General features: G+C 42.4%; 20 protein-coding genes and 2 pseudogenes. 14 read left to right on the forward strand and 8 right to left on the reverse strand.

Annotated features, from left to right (window positions below; genetic code table 11):
* The first annotated feature begins 98 nt into the window (after positions 1-98).
* Both NYE28_RS10150 and NYE28_RS10155 read left to right on the forward strand, forming a co-directional pair.
* Positions 99-590, forward strand: coding sequence for a DUF3902 family protein (locus tag NYE28_RS10150; protein WP_236655718.1), 492 nt, complete (start codon positions 99-101; stop codon positions 588-590).
* A gap of 128 nt (positions 591-718) precedes the next feature.
* Positions 719-1,197 (forward strand): annotated as a pseudogene (locus NYE28_RS10155) (DUF4944 domain-containing protein).
* Positions 1,198-1,243: 46 nt separating this feature from the next.
* Here NYE28_RS10155 and NYE28_RS10160 read toward each other — a convergent pair.
* Positions 1,244-1,471: a hypothetical protein gene (locus tag NYE28_RS10160; protein WP_085342020.1), complete on the reverse strand. Its 228-nt coding sequence runs from the start codon at positions 1,469-1,471 to the stop codon at positions 1,244-1,246.
* A 284-nt stretch (positions 1,472-1,755) separates the two neighbouring features.
* On the opposite strand from NYE28_RS10160, the gene NYE28_RS10165 reads away from it, so the two are divergent.
* The 3 genes from NYE28_RS10165 (at position 1,756) to NYE28_RS10175 (ending at position 4,503) form a co-directional block, all read left to right on the forward strand.
* Positions 1,756-2,376, forward strand: a complete 621-nt coding sequence (locus NYE28_RS10165) for a DUF3885 domain-containing protein (RefSeq protein ID WP_160223078.1) — start codon at positions 1,756-1,758, stop codon at positions 2,374-2,376.
* A gap of 225 nt (positions 2,377-2,601) precedes the next feature.
* Entirely contained in the window at positions 2,602-3,675 is a 1,074-nt protein-coding gene (locus tag NYE28_RS10170) for an LLM class flavin-dependent oxidoreductase (RefSeq protein WP_012117638.1), read from the forward strand.
* Between the two features lie 207 nt (positions 3,676-3,882).
* Positions 3,883-4,503 (forward strand): lytic polysaccharide monooxygenase, encoded by a 621-nt coding sequence (locus tag NYE28_RS10175; protein WP_342490471.1) that lies wholly within the window; start codon positions 3,883-3,885, stop codon positions 4,501-4,503.
* Positions 4,504-4,667: 164 nt separating this feature from the next.
* Here the strand turns inward: NYE28_RS10175 and NYE28_RS10180 are convergent, their stop codons facing one another.
* The 4 genes from NYE28_RS10180 to NYE28_RS10195 form a co-directional block, all read right to left on the reverse strand.
* Positions 4,668-4,766, reverse strand: coding sequence for a YjcZ family sporulation protein (locus NYE28_RS10180; RefSeq protein ID WP_003154022.1), 99 nt, complete (start codon positions 4,764-4,766; stop codon positions 4,668-4,670).
* A gap of 778 nt (positions 4,767-5,544) precedes the next feature.
* A complete protein-coding gene (locus tag NYE28_RS10185; protein ID WP_160223079.1) occupies positions 5,545-6,081 on the reverse strand; it encodes a stress protein in 537 nt (178 codons plus the stop codon).
* A 285-nt stretch (positions 6,082-6,366) separates the two neighbouring features.
* Entirely contained in the window at positions 6,367-6,528 is a 162-nt protein-coding gene (locus NYE28_RS10190; RefSeq protein WP_201756957.1) for a hypothetical protein, read from the reverse strand.
* 168 nt (positions 6,529-6,696) lie between these two features.
* Positions 6,697-9,114 carry a peptidase G2 autoproteolytic cleavage domain-containing protein gene (locus NYE28_RS10195; RefSeq protein ID WP_342490472.1) on the reverse strand — a complete coding sequence of 806 codons (2,418 nt, stop codon included), beginning with the start codon at positions 9,112-9,114 and terminating at the stop codon, positions 6,697-6,699.
* A gap of 378 nt (positions 9,115-9,492) precedes the next feature.
* Here NYE28_RS10195 and NYE28_RS10200 point away from each other — a divergent pair, with 378 nt between their 5' ends.
* On the forward strand, positions 9,493-9,927 hold the full coding sequence (locus NYE28_RS10200; RefSeq protein ID WP_025284785.1) for a dUTP diphosphatase: 435 nt from the start codon (positions 9,493-9,495) through the stop codon (positions 9,925-9,927).
* An 88-nt stretch (positions 9,928-10,015) separates the two neighbouring features.
* Here NYE28_RS10200 and NYE28_RS10205 read toward each other — a convergent pair.
* A pseudogene (locus NYE28_RS10205) lies at positions 10,016-10,122 on the reverse strand (DUF4177 domain-containing protein); the annotation flags it as partial.
* A gap of 211 nt (positions 10,123-10,333) precedes the next feature.
* Between NYE28_RS10205 and NYE28_RS10210 the strand changes: the two are divergent.
* From NYE28_RS10210 to NYE28_RS10220, 3 genes are all read left to right on the forward strand, one after another.
* The gene (locus tag NYE28_RS10210; RefSeq protein ID WP_076424209.1) at positions 10,334-11,155 is read left to right on the forward strand and encodes a poly-gamma-glutamate hydrolase family protein; all 822 of its coding nucleotides are present in this window, start codon (positions 10,334-10,336) and stop codon (positions 11,153-11,155) included.
* 108 nt (positions 11,156-11,263) lie between these two features.
* Positions 11,264-11,413 carry a hypothetical protein gene (locus tag NYE28_RS10215; protein ID WP_007410334.1) on the forward strand — a complete coding sequence of 50 codons (150 nt, stop codon included), beginning with the start codon at positions 11,264-11,266 and terminating at the stop codon, positions 11,411-11,413.
* Positions 11,400-12,230: a prohibitin family protein gene (locus tag NYE28_RS10220; protein WP_007410333.1), complete on the forward strand. Its 831-nt coding sequence runs from the start codon at positions 11,400-11,402 to the stop codon at positions 12,228-12,230. The genes NYE28_RS10215 and NYE28_RS10220 overlap by 14 nt, the downstream gene beginning before the upstream one ends.
* Positions 12,231-12,259: 29 nt before the next feature.
* On the opposite strand, the gene NYE28_RS10225 is transcribed toward NYE28_RS10220, so the two are convergent.
* On the reverse strand, positions 12,260-12,709 hold the full coding sequence (locus tag NYE28_RS10225) for a YndM family protein (RefSeq protein ID WP_052827479.1): 450 nt from the start codon (positions 12,707-12,709) through the stop codon (positions 12,260-12,262).
* 153 nt (positions 12,710-12,862) lie between these two features.
* Between NYE28_RS10225 and NYE28_RS10230 the strand changes: the two genes are divergently transcribed.
* Positions 12,863-13,291 carry a hypothetical protein gene (locus tag NYE28_RS10230; protein ID WP_094031735.1) on the forward strand — a complete coding sequence of 143 codons (429 nt, stop codon included), beginning with the start codon at positions 12,863-12,865 and terminating at the stop codon, positions 13,289-13,291.
* Between the two features lie 339 nt (positions 13,292-13,630).
* On the opposite strand, the gene lexA is transcribed toward NYE28_RS10230, so the two are convergent.
* Positions 13,631-14,251, reverse strand: coding sequence for a transcriptional repressor LexA (gene lexA, locus NYE28_RS10235; RefSeq protein WP_007611720.1), 621 nt, complete (start codon positions 14,249-14,251; stop codon positions 13,631-13,633).
* 156 nt (positions 14,252-14,407) lie between these two features.
* Here lexA and yneA point away from each other — a divergent pair, with 156 nt between their 5' ends.
* From yneA to tkt, 4 genes are all read left to right on the forward strand, one after another.
* Entirely contained in the window at positions 14,408-14,719 is a 312-nt protein-coding gene (yneA, locus tag NYE28_RS10240) for a cell division suppressor protein YneA (RefSeq protein ID WP_003154001.1), read from the forward strand.
* A 15-nt stretch (positions 14,720-14,734) separates the two neighbouring features.
* Positions 14,735-15,385, forward strand: a complete 651-nt coding sequence (locus NYE28_RS10245) for a recombinase family protein (protein ID WP_003153998.1) — start codon at positions 14,735-14,737, stop codon at positions 15,383-15,385.
* A gap of 68 nt (positions 15,386-15,453) precedes the next feature.
* On the forward strand, positions 15,454-15,687 hold the full coding sequence (locus NYE28_RS10250; RefSeq protein ID WP_003153997.1) for a DUF896 domain-containing protein: 234 nt from the start codon (positions 15,454-15,456) through the stop codon (positions 15,685-15,687).
* A 166-nt stretch (positions 15,688-15,853) separates the two neighbouring features.
* The gene (tkt, locus tag NYE28_RS10255; RefSeq protein WP_032865999.1) at positions 15,854-17,857 is read left to right on the forward strand and encodes a transketolase; all 2,004 of its coding nucleotides are present in this window, start codon (positions 15,854-15,856) and stop codon (positions 17,855-17,857) included.
* Positions 17,858-17,997 lie beyond the last annotated feature (140 nt).

Consider the following 17,997-nt stretch of genomic DNA (forward strand, 5'->3'; position numbering starts at 1 on the left):
GAAATAATCTCCCCTTTGTCGAAAAAACCTTGCTGAAAGCAGGTTTTTTTGTATTTAAGTTAAATACTTCATTAGGTTACCGATCATACCAATGGATTATGGAATTGAAAAAAGTACTTAGATTAGTAACGATCAAAAAGATTAAGCTTGAAGGTTGGGAAAAACATAAAATTCGTTATAGCAACGTTGTAAAATTGGAGAGAGGATGCAGACAAAGCGGCGAAGCATATCGCATAAAAGGTGTTATCAGATGTATGACCGTTCCTAAAAATAAAACTTATGAAGAAAGGAACTCTAACGTGAAATCAAATTTAGTTTCGTTTCTATTAGCATTGTCAGGATTTATATTCAGTATTTATATGCAGTCAATGGCTTACTGGAGCAATGACTCTATGCTGTGGTATTGGGTCGGTGCGGTTTTGTCGTATCTATTTGCTGCAGGATCAATGGTTACTCTGATTCTTAACAAAAACAAAGACTCAATTCTAACAATAAGTTGTCTCATTTTAATGATTGTAACCGTTATGCTTATTTTAGTCACAACTTTTTGGACGACTTTTATCATTATTGCATGGCAATCTGGGATGTGAGGCTAAGGGGAATATGATCTTCTTAGTATTTTTTTATTCCTGGGATTAGAATCCCTTTTTATTATTCTTTCAAATTAAATGTAACAATTCTAATATTCATACGTTCTAAATGATAAAGGCGGGATGTCATGAAAAAACGTAAAGTCATTAAAACATTGCTGGTTATTATCGCTGTTTTCATAATAGCAGCCGGATTTGCACTGTTTTCTTTAATTTCAGGAGAAAAAGTTAAATATATCGGCTATAGCCAAAGCAAGACTGGGAAGCGTCAATCGAAAAATCAGGCAAGACATCTATCGGCCCTAACTATTTCTTGAATTTGTATTACAGAGGTAATAAAGTGAATGAAAAGAACACGGTGATTAAGAGATTAACATTATTTGTTGACGGCCGGAAATATGGTGAAGATAAAGACTATCATCTTTCAGAATACACCGGAGAGAAATTAGAAGGCGGCGGAACGGGAGAAGACCATATTCAAACGTTTGAATATATGCCGGAACATGAAGTGATCGGTCATGAAATCACTGTTGAAGCAGCATGGAAAACCGATCATGAGTCCTATTCAGAAAAATTCAATCTGAAAAGAATGCATTGGTATGACTGAAAGAATAAAAAGAGGGCGGTATAACCTTCTTTTTGACGCAGAGCCTTTATTTTTGTCTGTTTTTCCTCGATTTGCTGAAGTCGATAAAAGAGGCATTGGAGCCGATAAAATTACTTACTAAGACATACATAAAGAAACCATTAAAAGCTCCCTGCCGGCATCCGTAAAAAAGAATGGATAATGAGATAAGCAATACAGCCGTAAGCAAGTCTGCAGCCAGACCTGTTTTACGGTGAGACTGAAAATATGCTCTTAATCTTCTGGTGTTGTTCAAAGCGGACACCTCTTGATGCTCATGTATAAGAAAATAATACCATTGAAATATATGTAATATCAATGAATAGGGTTGGAACGGAGGGGTTCAAAGTTGGGGCGATCTTGTGTAAAAGAAAGGATCAAGATGAATGTGACCAGCATCCACCCTGATCAATGGGGTTCACAGTGTTCTATTTCATTGTATTCCAATCGGAATAATATTACAAGGGTGAAAAAGAAATAAGCGGAATGTTTTCGGCTTCTTCTGCTTCTGGAGCGGGAAAAGGAAAGTGAGATGTTTGAATGAAAATAAATGATTATCTGAAGGAAAGGTTTCCGACTTTAAAATTAGTGCCCGGCATTTATCATCAATGGGACGTGGGAATTCATTTTTCTCTCGGCGGCAATATGTATCAATTTAATGAAAGCGGTGCTTTGAATCTTGAGTATTTTCAGCTTGTCCATCATCAAACCGCAGCACTTTTCAATGAGCTGTTTGAACATAGCGATGACTTGTTTCTTGTTGCCAACGTGTATAAGCACAAAACTCAAGGTAATCACGCGAGAAAATTAAAGGTTTATCAGCCGTTTCTGAAGTGTAAGGATGATTTATATCGGATTCAAGTGAAGACCTGTCCATGCCCGGTCGAAGAAGAATATGAAATGCAGCAGTTTTCTCTATTATGTAAACGGAAAGATCTGCGTATCCCCAAATTACTTAAGGCAGCCGTCCACGAAGATTTTCCGCTGAAGCCAAGGTTCGGGGGCTGTTCCGTTGGGTATCCCGATGTTTTCTTTGTGAATATGACAAAAGATATTATTTTCTTTGTGTATGATGACAGAGGGTGTGAAGTCATTGCTCTTGATGCCGGAAGAATACGAAAGCTTTATGATCAATATCACGATTGGATTGAATTGGACTGAAAATGAACACATGAATTCGAATCCGCTTGTGCCGGCTTTGTTCTTGCCTAGTCCGGCTGCATGAGTATAATGGCAGAATTGAAGGGTGCCTGAAACTTTTTTTTCTCTCATACCGACCTTCTGCATGTTAAGCTTCTGTATTTATTTTGAACGAATTCCTATTTGTAAAACGGCTGAATAGAATAACATAAAAGCTTTTTTTACACAGTGCAGGAGGAGAGAAATGTGAGGGCTGAACACCGTGATTGTATGGAAATTGGAATTTATTCATTTGCAGAATTATATCCCGATCCTCTGACAGGGAAAACAGTCAGCGCAAAGCAGCGGATAGATGAATTGATGAAGCTGGCGAAACTGGCTGACGATGCAGGGCTTGATGTATTCGGTGTAGGCGAGCATCATCGTCTTGATTATGCGGTATCTTCGCCGCCGGCCATCTTATCAGCGATTTCACAGATCACTGAAAATATTAAGCTGACCAGTGCCACGACTGTATTATCCACCGCAGATCCCGTCCGTTTATTTGAGGATTTTGCAACGCTTGATCTGATTTCAGACGGCCGGGCGGAAATCATTGCGGGACGGGGCGCATTTTTAGACTCGTTTCCTCTTTTCGGTTATGACGTAGGCCATTATAAAGAACTGTTTGAAGAACACATTGACCTTTTTTTAAAATTAAATTCCGGGGAAGAATCGGTTACCTGGAAAGGACGTTACCGGCCGCCGCTGCGCGAGGCAGAAATTTCTCCTCGGCCTTTTCGCGGAAGCATTCCGCTATGGTTAGGTGTTTCGGGGACTCCGGAAAGCGCAGAACGGGCCGGGCGTGCAGGTGCGGGGTTGGCATTAGCTGTACTGAGCGGTGATCCGATGTCATCTAAGCCGCTTGTTGACAAATACCGGGAAGCGGCTTCTAAAGCCGGTCATCCTCCGGAAAATGTGAAGGTTGCCGTAACCGGACATATGTTCATTTCAAAAACGAATGAACAGGCAATACAAGAATTTTATCCGTATCATTCAAATTACTGGTCTCACGTTCATTCATATCACGGGATCGATGAGCCTTTAACGAAGGAAGATTTTGAGCGGGCGTCCGGAAAAGAAACAGCTTTATTTGTGGGAAGCTCACAGCAGATCATTGAAAAAATCATGCATCAATACGAGTTATTCGGACATCAGCGATTTCTCGCGCAAATCGATATAGGAGGTATGCCGTTTAAAAAAGCCGCGGAAAACATCGAACGATTAGCAGCGGAAGTAGCACCGGTTATCCGAAAAGAAACCGGCAAATCCAGCGAATGAAGTTCTGAGCAAAAGGGGCGGGCCGGTCAATCGCGGATTCGACAACAGAATCGGCCCGGCTTTTTCTTTATGATTATAAAAAACAAAGGGAAAAGCGCCAACCTCATTGCTTTTTCCTATCAAGAAAAGGAAGGTCATTTCAACCTCTATCGTGAAGTGTATACACCGAAAGGTTTTTATTAACAAAAGAGGGAGGATGATGCAGTAATGAAGGGTTTAGTCAAAGCTGCAGTTTTAACTGTTACTCTTGGTATTGGAGGCGCTTTCTATTCAAGTGGTGCATCTGCGCACGGGTATATAAAAGAGCCCGTCAGCAGAGCGTACATGGGAGCATTAGAGAAACAAACATTGGGCTGGACGGCCGCTGCGCAGAAATATGGCTCCGTCATTGATAATCCTCAGTCTGTAGAAGGGCCGAAAGGATTTCCGGCTGCTGGTCCGCCGGATGGAAGAATTGCGTCTGCAAATGGGGGATCGGGACAAATTGACTTCGGTTTAGACAAGCAGACTGCAGATTATTGGGTAAAACAAAACATCCGCGGCGGTTTTAACACCTTTACTTGGTACTACACGGCCCCTCATGCGACATCAAAGTGGCACTATTATATCACCAAGAAAAACTGGAATCCGAATAAACCTTTGTCAAGAGATGAATTCGAATTAATCGGAACGGTAAACCACGACGGTTCCAAGGCAGATACGAATCTGACTCATAATATTTTTGTGCCGACTGATCGAAGCGGGTATCATGTCATTTTAGGGGTATGGGACGTTGCGGATACTTCCAATGCCTTCTATAACGTCATCGATGTAAACCTTACACAATAATCTATGAATTACTGATCGGCTGCATGTTGATACATCGGCCGATCTTTTTAGTTTTAATGTGTGAATGAAAAGGGGAAAAACAGCAGAGCGCCATAAACATTTCATTTATGGCGCCGTACGATCATGGAGGTGCTGCTGACATGGATGCGGAGGTACGAGGATTCTTAATAACCGCCGAGGAAAGAAGCCCCAACGATGATTAATAAAATGAATAGCACCACGATTAACGCAAAGGAGCTACCATAACCACCTGAGAATCCCATATAATCTCACCTCCTAAAGAGGATTAATACATATTATGCCGAAATGAAAAGTTTGATAGGGATGCTAGTTTACTTTTTGAAAAAAGTTTTTTTAGTCTATATTTCCTTTACATGACCATCCGTTAAAATGAGTAAAAGGAGGCATCGTACTGCTTCCTGTAATAGAAACGGGTAGGCTCATACATTGAGAAGTTGCGAAGAGGATGCGCAGCTGGCTTGTTTTTTAAAAAATGAAAATGTAACACGCTATTAGGATTGGAACCTTTTGATTCAACGGAACAGGCTGAAGAAATGATTGGTTGGTTTCAAGAGCAGTATCATGAAAAAAGGGAATGTGATGGGGAATCGAGAAAAAAGATGCGAAGGGCATAATCGGAACCATGTATCAAAACGGATTGCCTGATGATACACGCGTATACTCCATTCTGAATGGGAACGTTAACGATCTAAATAGAAGAACTTCAAGTGTTCTGCGGTAAATAAAAAAAGCCGATGAAGGCTTAACATGGATTAGACGCTGTAAAGCATTTTTTTGCTGTGCTTTCTGCAGACGGAGTTTGATTGTAAGAAACGATTCCGATAATCACTAACAAGATGATGAACACCAATATGCTCCACAACACTATTTTTAAAGACTTTGACATGGTATACCCTCACTTTGAAAGACTTTACCGGGGCTGCGATCGGAGCCCGCACTTCAAGTATAGTCGTTATAACGGTGAAAAATGTGCAGTCCAGTTAAAAAAACTTGCGGGCGCTGCCGCAAGTTTTCTCCGTATTAAGGTCTGTGGAATTCAATATGCTGATTATCACGATCGAACCACCCTCTGAATGCCCAATTGATCCAGCCCCCGTCTCCTTTGTTATCGAAGGACCCGTCTTCGAAGACCCAGATTCCGTAAGTAATACCGTCATAAACGGCTGATCCGAAAAATTGAACGCCGTTAAAGCGGTCTTCATATTCTTGATTTAAATTGAACACCATGACGTTGTACTTCTGTCCTGATGCGTAAAATGTTGTTTCCATGACATTTTTTACCCAGCCGGTTCGGTTTTGATCTGACTTAACCGCTTCAGCAATGCGATCTGAAATTCCGAGAACATCTACGTTTACGTTCAGCCCGGCATCAACACCTGCTGCTTTTACGTTTTGGTCTGCTGTTTGGGATAATTTACTTTCTAACGGATTTGCAATGGGTGAAACGTGAGGCGCGTTTGCGTGTTCAGACTGACTGGCTGCTGAGGCACTGGCTGTGAAAGGAATTGTTAGAGATAAAGCTAAGCATGATCCGACTATCGTTCTGGCGATTTTCATGGCTATGACCTCCTGAGGAAATTTTTAAAAATTGTTGCAAATTCATGGTATCGCAGAAAAATTGACCAAGCAAAGAGTAGATTTTCTCAAAAGTCATGTCATTCTATTTGTGTTGTTTTCTGTAAATGAAATACTTTTAATTAGGCGAAAAGGGAAGAAAATAATAGAGTCTTTTTATGTATTGTGATAGGATGACCGGATTTTGGGTGAAAATAGCCCGGAGAAACGCCATAATAAGAAAAACACCCGGAGTTTACCGGGTGTAAAAAGTGTTAATATGTCAAGTTAGCAGCATTTTTTACATTTTTTGCATTTTCTTTTATAAACAACGATGTAATCATAATCAAGATGCTTTTTATCTTGTTTCTTCTTTTTTTGTTCAGGCTGCTTTGGGTGGTGATCATAATGTCCGTTCATATCCATGTCCATATCCATACCCATATCCATACTCATATTCCTCCTTTTTTCATCTGACGGTAGTATTCTATGACAGAAAGCATGGATGGCTTGGACAAATGAAACGGTATGCTGAAAAAGAGGCATCTCATTCGGTATAAAAAACAGGATCATACCCGCCCGATAGAAAAGAGAGGAGATGATCCTGATATTGAGACCCTATTTGATAACCGCAATTGCAATGCCGTACCCTTTTTCAGAACTGTATAAGGCTGTCAGTTTCAATACCTTCCAGCCTTCCGCGGCTTTAGTCCCGATTCCGTTATGAGACGTGATATAATCTCCCGGGCTGACCGTACTGTCGACCCGTACGTAATGCCGGCCGTTGAGTCCGACAATGTGCCATTCGTCTCTGGCCGCGCGTGCTTCATAGTCAGCTTCAAGAGCCGGACTGCAGTCTGGGTTTTGTTTCGGCACGCGTACCGTTTCTCCTGTTTCCTCGTCAGTCACATTTTCGTATATGAAACCGCCGAACTCGTTTGTCAAAAAGCGGCTTTGCCATCCGAAGCTTGCGGCTCCTGAGATAAAAGCGGCTGTTTCTGAAATGACGCCGAGCATGTAATCTCCGACGTGAGCCGATTCAATTTTTTCGCCTTTCACTGTGACGATTGTCCCGGCGGGAATTGTCTGGCCGGTTACACTTTCAAAATATTCTCCGTACCCTGACAGGGAAGAGGTGACAGCTCCGGCGAACGTACCGTGGCCGCCCGCTGAATCCAATTTCCATTTGATGGACTGATGCCCTCCGGCAACCGTGTATGGTTCTTCCAATGTAATGCTTTCTGATGACAGAATCGTTCTGGAGACTTTGCTGCCCGTAATATGGACATTGTTTGAAGCGGCGATAAATGCCCTTGAACCTTCAGAACTTGAACCTCCGGAAGAGCTGATGATCGCATTTCTGTCACCTCTGGCCGTAATATCGCCTGTTCCCGCAATAACGGCGCTTGTCGGGTTGAATGCAAAACCGGAGCTGGTCGCGAGCTGTGCGCCTCCCTTTAAATTGACGGGGATCTGCTCATAAGTCTGTCCTTTTATAGATGCGGCCGCGCTGTAACCTTCCGCTTGCACCCCGAGAATGACGGCCTGACTGTTAGGGGACGTAATTCCGACGGAACCGCCGTCTCCGATCATCGTACCGTTCATAATATTTACGTTATATTGGCCTCCGCCGATTGAGATGCCTTTAGGAGATGACTTGTATATATCAAAATTTAAAATTTTAACATAATCGGTTTTATTTGATCCGCCGGATATATTGATGTCAACACCTGCTTGTGTAAAGCCGCGTATTTTAATGCCGTTGATCGTGATATTTTGACTGCGGTATTGAAGAGCCACTACTGGATTCCCGCCATAGTCGTATGAGGGATCACCAATAGCTGTGAATCCGTTTACATTAACGTTTTTATAGGCAGAGATGACCAGCGCCCTCGGGGTCACACCGTCATAGAGAGCATTGAATACCGGTTCAATCGCGGTGCAATCGGTTAAAGTAACATCATAAGCCGTCGTGCTTTCGGGGTCTGAGGCCTGATGATGGCCGATATGACGAATATCAAATGAACGTACATCACGATACGAAACATGACCGATAATATGAACATTTTGAGAAGCCGGCCACAGGCTGTGCGCCTTTACCTCAATCCCGCGGATATTTCCGCTCGTATAGTTATTTAAAAGCCATACATGTTTAGAGCCGTCGTCAATTTCAATGCCGTTCGAGTTTGCGCTGCCCTCAGCATGCTCTGTGCCGCGGGGGTTTCCGGAATGGCAGTTGGAGATGAAAATATACTCGCTGTAATGGGTGGTAATGCCGTCGTCTCCGGCGCCGTATGCCACACAGTTATCAATCCATATATATCGGCAGCCGTCTTTCGTCCATTCTGTTTCAGGCAAATGATCGTAAGTCGGAGATGTAATATCAATACCATGGAGACCCGCGTTAATCGTTTCAACATTCTTAATCCAGCCGTATTGCACATTAGCAAACGTTAAACAGCTGGAAAACTGTCCTCCGGGGTTCCTGACCCCGCATTGACGATCAGGATTCCAGTCTAAAGTCATGTTCTGGACAAAAATATTACGGTTTCCATTTTCGTAATCATCGTTAGTAATGACCCATTCGTATGCGGGAGTGTCCTCATGAAGCTTAAGCACGGTAATCCCTTGTCCCTCACCGGAAATGGTAGTCCATGAGGGGAGTTTTATCCCTTGAACCAAAAATTCTCCTGCGGGAACATTTACTTTGACCCGGCCGTTCCCGATCGCTCTCCGAAAGGCTTCCGTATTGTCCCGGCCGTCAGGGATCGCTCCGTAGTCCTCCACATTCACTTCCCGGGTGATTTTATTCATAAGCATTTCGTATTCTGTATCAAGCCGTTCTTTTAAAAGTGAGGTGACCATTCCTTCCGCCGTCACCCGGGCATCTGCGATCTCAAGATTATCATCCGTTGCGGAATGCTTAATAAAATTCTGCATCCTTGCTTTGAGATGCTCCAATTCAGAGGGCTGTGCAGGGCGAGACTGCAATGGGGCGTTTAAAGACGGATCAGGAAAGTTTTTAAATTGAACCATTCTAAAGACACCTCTTTCTTTTGATATAAGCGCCTGAGGCAGGGGACAGAAAAGAGTCGTGCGCCCTTTAAGCGCTTATTCTTCAAATTCTTTATTCAGAACGAAATTCCTTTTGAAACCAAGGTGAAATTTTAAAAAAGCTCTGTTGAAAGAACGGATATAAAGCTTTGTATTATTGTAATTGAAGCTGTCATGTGAAAATGGAGGAAAAACTGATAGGAGGGGCCCTCATTTTAGGTTTATTCTCATTGGCTTCGCAGTGCTTCCTCTTCGGCTGTATATACACCAAAATCAACATTCTTATCAGTTAAATGGTATAATGGGGCACGGATTGGTCATCAATACGACTGAAATAGGGAAGCAAAAGGAGCAGCGAACATGACTTTACAAATCAAAATTAAATATTCAGATGATACGCAAACGAGAATCAATAAAATTGAACAGGGCGATTGGATTGATTTGCGGGCAGCTGAAGATATAACAATCAAAAAAGGTGAATTCAAACTTATCCCGCTTGGAGTTGCGATGGAACTGCCGGAAGGATATGAGGCCCATGTCGTTCCGCGTTCAAGTACATATAAGCATTTCGGTATCATTCAGACAAATTCAATGGGAGTCATTGATGAATCTTATAAAGGCGACAATGACTTCTGGTTTTTTCCTGCATTCGCGCTTCGGGATACCGACATTTCCAAGGGGGAGCGGATCTGCCAATTCAGAATCATGAAGAAAATGCCTGAAGTGGAGCTGATCGAAGTAGACAAGCTCGGGAACAATGACCGCGGCGGACTGGGATCAACAGGCACGAAATAAAACGAAAAAAGACTGCTTAACAGCAGTCTTTTTTTTATGGAAACAGCAGTTACATTCAATTTGTTTCGGGGATTCTTGAATTGGGAAATCATACGTCACGTTCGAATTTGACTTCGAAATAAGCGGCCGCTCCGTAACCGTCTATGCCGGAGCAAATATTTGAGCCGGACGCCAGCCCAGCTCAGCATATTGATAAAATGATTTCCCTGCAGTCCTCACTCTCCTCCAAAACTGGAGAAGGGTTTCATTTTTATCATTTAAGCCTTCCGTCTCTTTGAACAGAAAGACTTTTTTAGGTTAAAGGATAGAAGTTGTTTTGATGTTTTTATTCTTCAAGATGAACGGAGGTTTTGTCCAACGTATATAATATTGTGACAAAAGTGTAAACAAAAGAAAGGATGATGTTATGGCAAAAAGGGTTAGAAGAGTAGACCGTAAAGCAGCTGGCAAAGAGGCAGAGCAGAAGAAACCGTCCAAAGTCACCCTGTTCTGCCGTTCGCTTCAAAGGCTGAAGCATTTGTATTGTAACATAAACATACAAATGCCATCAATAACCAAAAAAGGAATTTTAGTTTTAATTTTACCGTTTTTGCTTCTGCCGTTCTTTCGGGCTGATGCCGCTTCAGATATTTACGGCAGTTTCGAGGAATTAAAGCTGAATGAAAATCCTTCCGATTTTTCCATTTCAACGCGAGAGCATGACCCCTCTGTCCTCATATTAGCTATACACGGCGGAGGCATAGAGCCGGGGACCAGTGAGTTAGCCAGAGAAATTGCTGAAAACCGGAGTTTATATTTATTTGAAGGGTTAAAATCAGCCGGTAATGCGGCTCTGCATTTGACAAGTTCGCATTTCGATGAACCTAAGGCCGTGCAAATGGTGAAAGAGCACTCTCATGTCATTTCATTGCACGGTTACGGCAGTGACGATAAAAAGATAAAAATCGGCGGTACGGACAGAGAACGGGCCGAACTTTTGACCGATGTGCTGAAACGGCACGGGTATCCTGCCGTTCTTCTTGGCATAAATGATAAATATGCAGGCGTCAGTCCGAACAACCTTGCCAATCAATCTTCATCCGGATTGAGTATTCAAATCGAAATGAGCACCGGCTTCAGAAAATCACTATTTGACACTTTTACGCTGAAAAGCAGAGCATCCACACAAAATGGGACCTTTTATCAATTCACAAAAACGATTTCTGATTTTATCAGTGACAATTATTAATAAGCACGCCTATTTTGTCGGCGGGGCTTTTTCTTTTGAAATTTATGAAACTTTAAGTTCTTAAGATCGTATACATAATTGACAGGATGAAAGAAAAGAGGTGGGCAAATGAAAGTGATGATCGGGTCTATCATTCTTCTTGTCATCATCGGATTCGGTTTATGGCTGATGCTTAGTCCAATCTTTAAACAAGTGGGAAGCGGAGCCAAAAAATTCAAAAAGTCATGGGAGGAAGAAGATCAGCATGAGCGAAAATAAGCGCGGAAACACAAAAAAAATTATCGGCGGTGTGATTATAGGTGCAGCCCTTTTAATTGCGGGCGTTACAGCGTCACTATTCATTGAAAAAATACCGAATGGTTATGTCGGGGTTGTATACTCACCGAATGGCGGGGTAAAATCCGACACATTGGACCAAGGCTGGCACTTAGTCGGATTATTTAATAAAGTAACGGAATATCCGGTGCGTATGCAGACAGTGAATAATGAAAATATAAAAGTGGCAACCTCAGACGGTAAAAATATAGAAATGGATATCGCTTACAACTATGTCGTGCAGCCTGATAAAGTAGTCGATCTGTTTAACAAATTCGGAGCGGTAGACGTTGAAACGATTGAAAATACATATTTAAAAACAAGGCTGTGGGATGCGGCGCGAAAATCAATCAGCAAATACTCGGTTATTGACACGTACGGGCAAAAATCTGCAGAAGCCGCTGCCGATGTTCAAAAGAGATTTGCTGATGATATGAAGAGTCTTGGATTTTTAATTGATGATCTGACGCTTGGCGTACCGAAGCCGGATAAAGCCACACAGGAAGCTATCGATGCAAGGGTGAAGTCTTCACAGGAACTTGAACGGACACAAACTGAAATTAAAATAGCCGAAGCCGAAGCGAAAAAGAAAAAAATTGAAGCGGAAGGGATCGCTGATTATAACGAAATCATAAAGAAATCAATGTCCGATGAAATGATCAAATATAAATGGATTGAAAAATGGGACGGAAAAACGCCGAAAGCGACAGGCACAGACTCACTGCTGCAGCTGCCGCTGGACGATCAGAAGCAAAAATAAAAAGAGAAGGAGGCGATTGCGCCTCCTTTTTATGTTTTTTCCTGAGGGTCTTTTTCCGGCACTAATTCTTCAGACGCCTCGATTTGATAGCTCCATAGCGTGCTATCCGTCTCTGTTGTGTCCTGATAATCTTCGGGAAGTACATATTGCTGCAAATACCGGTGAAAAAATGCCTCAAAAACAGAAATGCAAAGTGCAGAGATAACCGATGCCGCGGCAGGAGAGACATTAAATCCGCCAATGTTCATAAGGAATATCCATAATATAATGAATGAAATTCCGAAATCAGCTGCAACGGCTGTGAAATTGCTTGTTCTCGGCAGAATCATGCAATCACCCGCAAAATAAGTGATTAAACTTAAGATCACTGTAATAAACAGAACGTTTAAAAAGGTTACTTGGTACATAAGATCCAAAACAATGTACAGTAAAGCAAGTGTGAGCGCCGTTTTAGAAGCGAAAGCAATTACGTGTTTCATTTGAACCACCTTCGTTATTTCGTTTAGTATTCATTGTAAGCAATCCGCAAATTTTTAAACTGGTATATAGTGGTTATAAAGCATACGTTTTAATAAAATGTGAATAGACATCACAGGATTCGCAAGTTAAAATATGTAAAAAGGGGGATGCAAATGAAAAAATACTGGATATGTATTGCTGTTTTTTTATTATGTTTTAGCGGAATACACTCAGCTGAAGCGGCTACCACTGAATTCGGATCAAAAACAAGCTTCACTTTGGAGGGAAATGCAAAAGAGTTTCATATTGAAAATCCGGGGGCTGTAGCTGCCGACGATTACTATTTAGGATATAAGTTCACCATAATGAACAACTCTTCGTGCGGTTTAAGCATGAAACTCCAGCGGATGGCGCTGAACGGGAATTTTTATACATTAAGTTCTAAAAACTACAGCGGCAGCTGGTTAAACCTCAGTGCCCAGGATAAAAAATCAATTGATCCGTATCACAAATACAGAATTCTGGTTGAAAGTTCTTCAAACGTCTGTGGCCCCGTCTATATTAAAGGGTTTTACGGTGTAGAGTATTATCATTTTGATTGAAAATAGATACTCGCTAAAGGCAGCGGGTTTTTTTATATTTAAATATAACTTATTGTACTATGTACTAAATATTCATATATAAATTTTAATGCACCCGTCCAAAAAAAACATAAACAAAAGTAAATTCATCACGCACAAATATACAAAGTTGAAAAAAGAATGAAAAGTTTCTCGAGGGAAACATTATTAGTTGACTTCAAAAGTGTGATGTCGGATAATAAGAATGTAAGTTTTTCCTCCTTAGCAGATTCGTTTCTTAAGCCAGGGCGAATCTGCTTTTTTTTATGCAAAAAAACCCCTTACAGAGGGGTTTTTTACGATAAATGAAGTTTAATAGAATTAATGTACGGCTCTGAATACGCCGATAACTTTCCCCAAAATGCTTACGTTTTGCAGGATAATCGGCTCCATCGTCGGATTTTCCGGCTGCAGCCGCACATAATTGTCTTCTTTATAGAAGCGCTTGACCGTCGCTTCATCATCTTCGGTCATAGCTACGACGATTTCTCCGTTATTGGCCGTGTTCTGCTGTTTGACAATGACGTAATCTTTGTCAAAAATACCGGCGTCAATCATACTTTCTCCCATGATTTCTAACATAAAGACATGTTCGCCCGGAGGAACCATCCGGTCAGGAAGCGGAAAATACTCGTCGATATTTTCAACAGCCGTAATCGGAATACCCGCCGTCACTTTCCCGATGACCGGAACGTTTACGACCTGGCTTTTCGGAATTTGGACTTCTTCTTCATCCAATACCTCAATCGCCCTCGGTTTAGTTGGGTCCCGTCTGATCAGGCCTTTTGTCTCCAGCCGCGCCAAATGGCCGTGCACGGTTGAACTGGAAGCCAGTCCTACTGCTTCTCCTATCTCTCTTACAGAAGGCGGATATCCTTTCGTTTTTACCTCTTCTTTAATAAAACGCAGGATATCAAGCTGCCTTTTTGATAGCTTCGTCATATTTCGCACCTCAAAACGTCGATTTTAAGTAGATTATAGCATGATTTTCCTGACAGTACAAACATAGGTTCGAAAAAAACGATTGACAGAAACGTTTGTTCGTATATACTGAAAGGTATAAAAAGCGAACAAACATTCTTATCGGAGGTTGTTTACATGGCGAAAGAATCTATTATATTTGTCGGACTGTTTACTGCGATTTTAAGTGCCGCTATTTTACTTGTCTCATGTGCGGGAAATGATCAGTCCCTCAGCCAATATGTTAAAATAAAGGTTCAGGACGGCGATACACTCTGGTCACTTGCGGATCATGTAGCAGAAAAGAAACACATTAATAAAGAAGATTTCATTGAATGGGTGACGGAGAATAATCATCTCCAAACTGCTGATATAAAGCCCGGAGACGAACTTATTCTTCCGGTTAAGAAAAAGCATCCGGCCGTATATCAGCTGGCCATTGTCAATTAGAGAGGAAAGAGAGAAATGAAGGCGCTCATTTATGCCCGCGTAAGCACAAACAAAGAACAGCAGCAAACGTCATTAAAAAGACAGGAAGAGGAGCTCAGTGAGATCGCTGCTGCAAACGGCATGGAAGTCGTGAAAGTCATTTCTGAGAAAGCCAGCGGTTACGAAATGGACCGCGACGGAGTATTTGAAATGCTTGATGAAATTAAAAAATCACATATTGACGCGATATTGGTGCAGGACGAAACGAGATTGGGAAGAGGAAACGCCAAGATTGCGCTTTTACATTGCATTTACAGGGAGAACGTAAAAATATATACGACGGCTCATAAAGGTGAACTGGAGCTTTCCGAAGCTGATTCGATGGTACTCGAAATCGTCAGTATTGTTGAGGAATATCAAAGGAAAATTCACAATATGAAAATCCGGCGGGGAATGAAAAGAGCCGTGAAAAACGGCTACAAACCTGAACGGAATCTGAAAAACAGACATGAAAACAGCGGAAAAGAAAAAAAAGAGGTTCCGGTTTCGGAAATTATCAGGCTGAGAGCCAACAAGCTTACCTTTGCAGAAATCGCAGCGACCTTAAGGGGATTCGGCTACGATGTGTCCAAAGCCACGGTTCACCGGCGGTTTCAGGAATATACCGCAGACACAGAAGGCAGCTGACGCGCATCAGTTGTAAAAAAGACTGCGTTTTAGTAGTATATAATCAACACGCGCCAAAGGAGCTTATTATGATTTCTAAAGAAAAAATCGCAAGAATTAATGAATTGGCTCAAAAAGCTAAATCAAACACGATAACGGATGAGGAAAAAGCTGAACAGCAAAAGCTTCGCCAGGAGTATTTGAAAGGATTCCGCTCCTCAATGAAAAATACGTTAAAGAGCGTAAAAGTGATTGATCCGGAAGGCAACGATGTCACCCCTGAAAAATTAAAAAGAGAACAACAGAAAAATAATCTTCATTAAACAGAAAGAATACGGCAATACGTATTCTTTTTTCGTATATACTAATATCAGGATGTGCTTTACGACAATTTTCAACAAGTTTATCTCAAATTTAAGCTGAAAGAGTTGAGAAAAAGTCAGCATCGCTTTATGATGAAAAGGTACAACAATAAGGAAGGGGATTATAATGGATACAATTGAAAAGAAATCAGTTGCCACCATTCGTACACTATCTATAGACGCAATTGAAAAAGCGAATTCCGGACATCCGGGCATGCCGATGGGAGCCGCTCCGATGGCATATACGCTGTGGACGAAATTTATGAATGTAAACCCGCAGAATCCGGGCTGGTTTAACCGCGACCGCTTTGTTTTATCAGCAGGCCACGGTTCAATGCTTTTATACAGCATGCTGCATTTAAGCGGATATGACCTCAGCATTGAAGACTTGAAACAGTTCCGTCAATGGGGAAGCAAAACACCGGGACATCCGGAGTTCGGGCACACAGCCGGAGTAGACGCTACGACCGGGCCGCTTGGGCAGGGTATTGCAATGGCAGTGGGAATGGCAATTGCAGAACGCCATCTGGCTGAGACATATAACCGTGATTCATTCAACGTAGTTGATCATTATACATACAGTATTTGCGGAGACGGCGATTTAATGGAAGGCATTTCTTCCGAAGCCGCTTCTCTTGCAGGCCATCTTGAATTAGGCCGCCTGATCGTATTATACGATTCTAATGACATTTCCTTAGACGGAGATTTAGACCGTTCTTTCTCTGAAAATGTAAAGCAGCGTTTTGAAGCAATGAACTGGGAAGTTCTTTATGTTGAGGATGGAAACAACATCGCTGAATTGACGGCTGCAATTGAAAAAGCGCGCCAGAATGATAAAAAACCGACTTTGATCGAAGTGAAAACGACAATCGGTTTCGGTTCTCCAAACCGCGCGGGCACATCCGGCGTTCACGGCGCTCCGTTAGGACAAGAAGAGAGCAAGCTGACAAAAGAAGCGTATGCTTGGACGTTTGAAGAAGATTTTTATGTTCCGGAAGAAGTATACGGGCATTTCAATCAAGCTGTAAAAGAAGCAGGCTCGAAAAAAGAACAGGAATGGAATGAGCTGTTCGCGGCTTATAAAGAAAAATATCCTGAGCTTGCTGAACAGCTGTCACTCGGAATGAAAGGCGAGCTTCCTAAAGACTGGGATCAGGAAGTTCCCGTTTATGAAAAAGGCAGCAGCCTTGCTTCCCGCGCATCTTCAGGTGAGGTGCTGAACGGGATCGCTAAGAAAATTCCTTTCTTTGTCGGGGGATCTGCTGACCTTGCGGGTTCAAATAAAACGACAATCAAAAATGGAGGAGACTTCACGGCCAAAGACTACGCCGGGAAAAACTTCTGGTTCGGTGTCCGTGAATTTGCGATGGGCGCTGCATTAAACGGAATGGCGCTTCACGGCGGCCTCCGCGTATTCGGCGGCACATTCTTTGTGTTCTCTGATTATTTAAGACCTGCCATTCGCCTGGCGTCATTGATGGGTCTTCCCGTCACTTATGTATTCACGCATGACAGTATTGCCGTAGGAGAGGACGGGCCGACTCACGAACCGATTGAGCAGCTTGCTTCTTTACGCGCACTTCCTAACCTTTCTGTGATCAGACCTGCTGACGGAAATGAAACCGCAGCTGCATGGAAGGTTGCCGTTCAAAGCCAAGATCATCCGACAGCTCTTGTATTGACACGCCAAAACCTGCCGACGATTGATCAGCAGGCTGAAGAAGCGTATGCGGGCGTGGAAAAAGGGGCTTATATCGTTTCCAAAGCCCAAACGGAATCACCGGCCGCTCTTCTTTTAGCGACAGGTTCTGAAGTCGGACTTGCGATCGAAGCTCAAGCGAAACTGGCTGAAGAAAACATTCACGTATCTGTAGTCAGCATGCCGAGCTGGGACCGCTTTGAAAAACAATCGGCCGAGTACAAAAACAGCGTGCTTCCTCCGAATGTGACGAAACGTCTTGCGATCGAAATGGGTTCAAGCTTCGGATGGGGCAAATTTACCGGTCTTGAAGGAGACGTTCTCGCAATTGACCGTTTCGGTGCTTCAGCTCCGGGAGAAACAATTATGAAAGAATACGGGTTTACTGCAGAAAACGTGGTTGACCGCGTGAAAAAACTTTTAAACAAATAACGAGACAAAAGAGGATGAGTCAAATCATCCTCTTTTTCCTGTTTATGCGACAAAAATAGAAGGGGCGGCGTAACAGTAATAGACAATTCTTTCTTTTCTCCTTTTGTATAATAGAAAGCAATAACGAAGCGCTGTAAAAG

It is taken from the genome of Bacillus sp. FSL R5-0443 (genome assembly GCF_038608285.1).
GTDB classification, from domain to species: domain Bacteria; phylum Bacillota; class Bacilli; order Bacillales; family Bacillaceae; genus Bacillus; species Bacillus velezensis.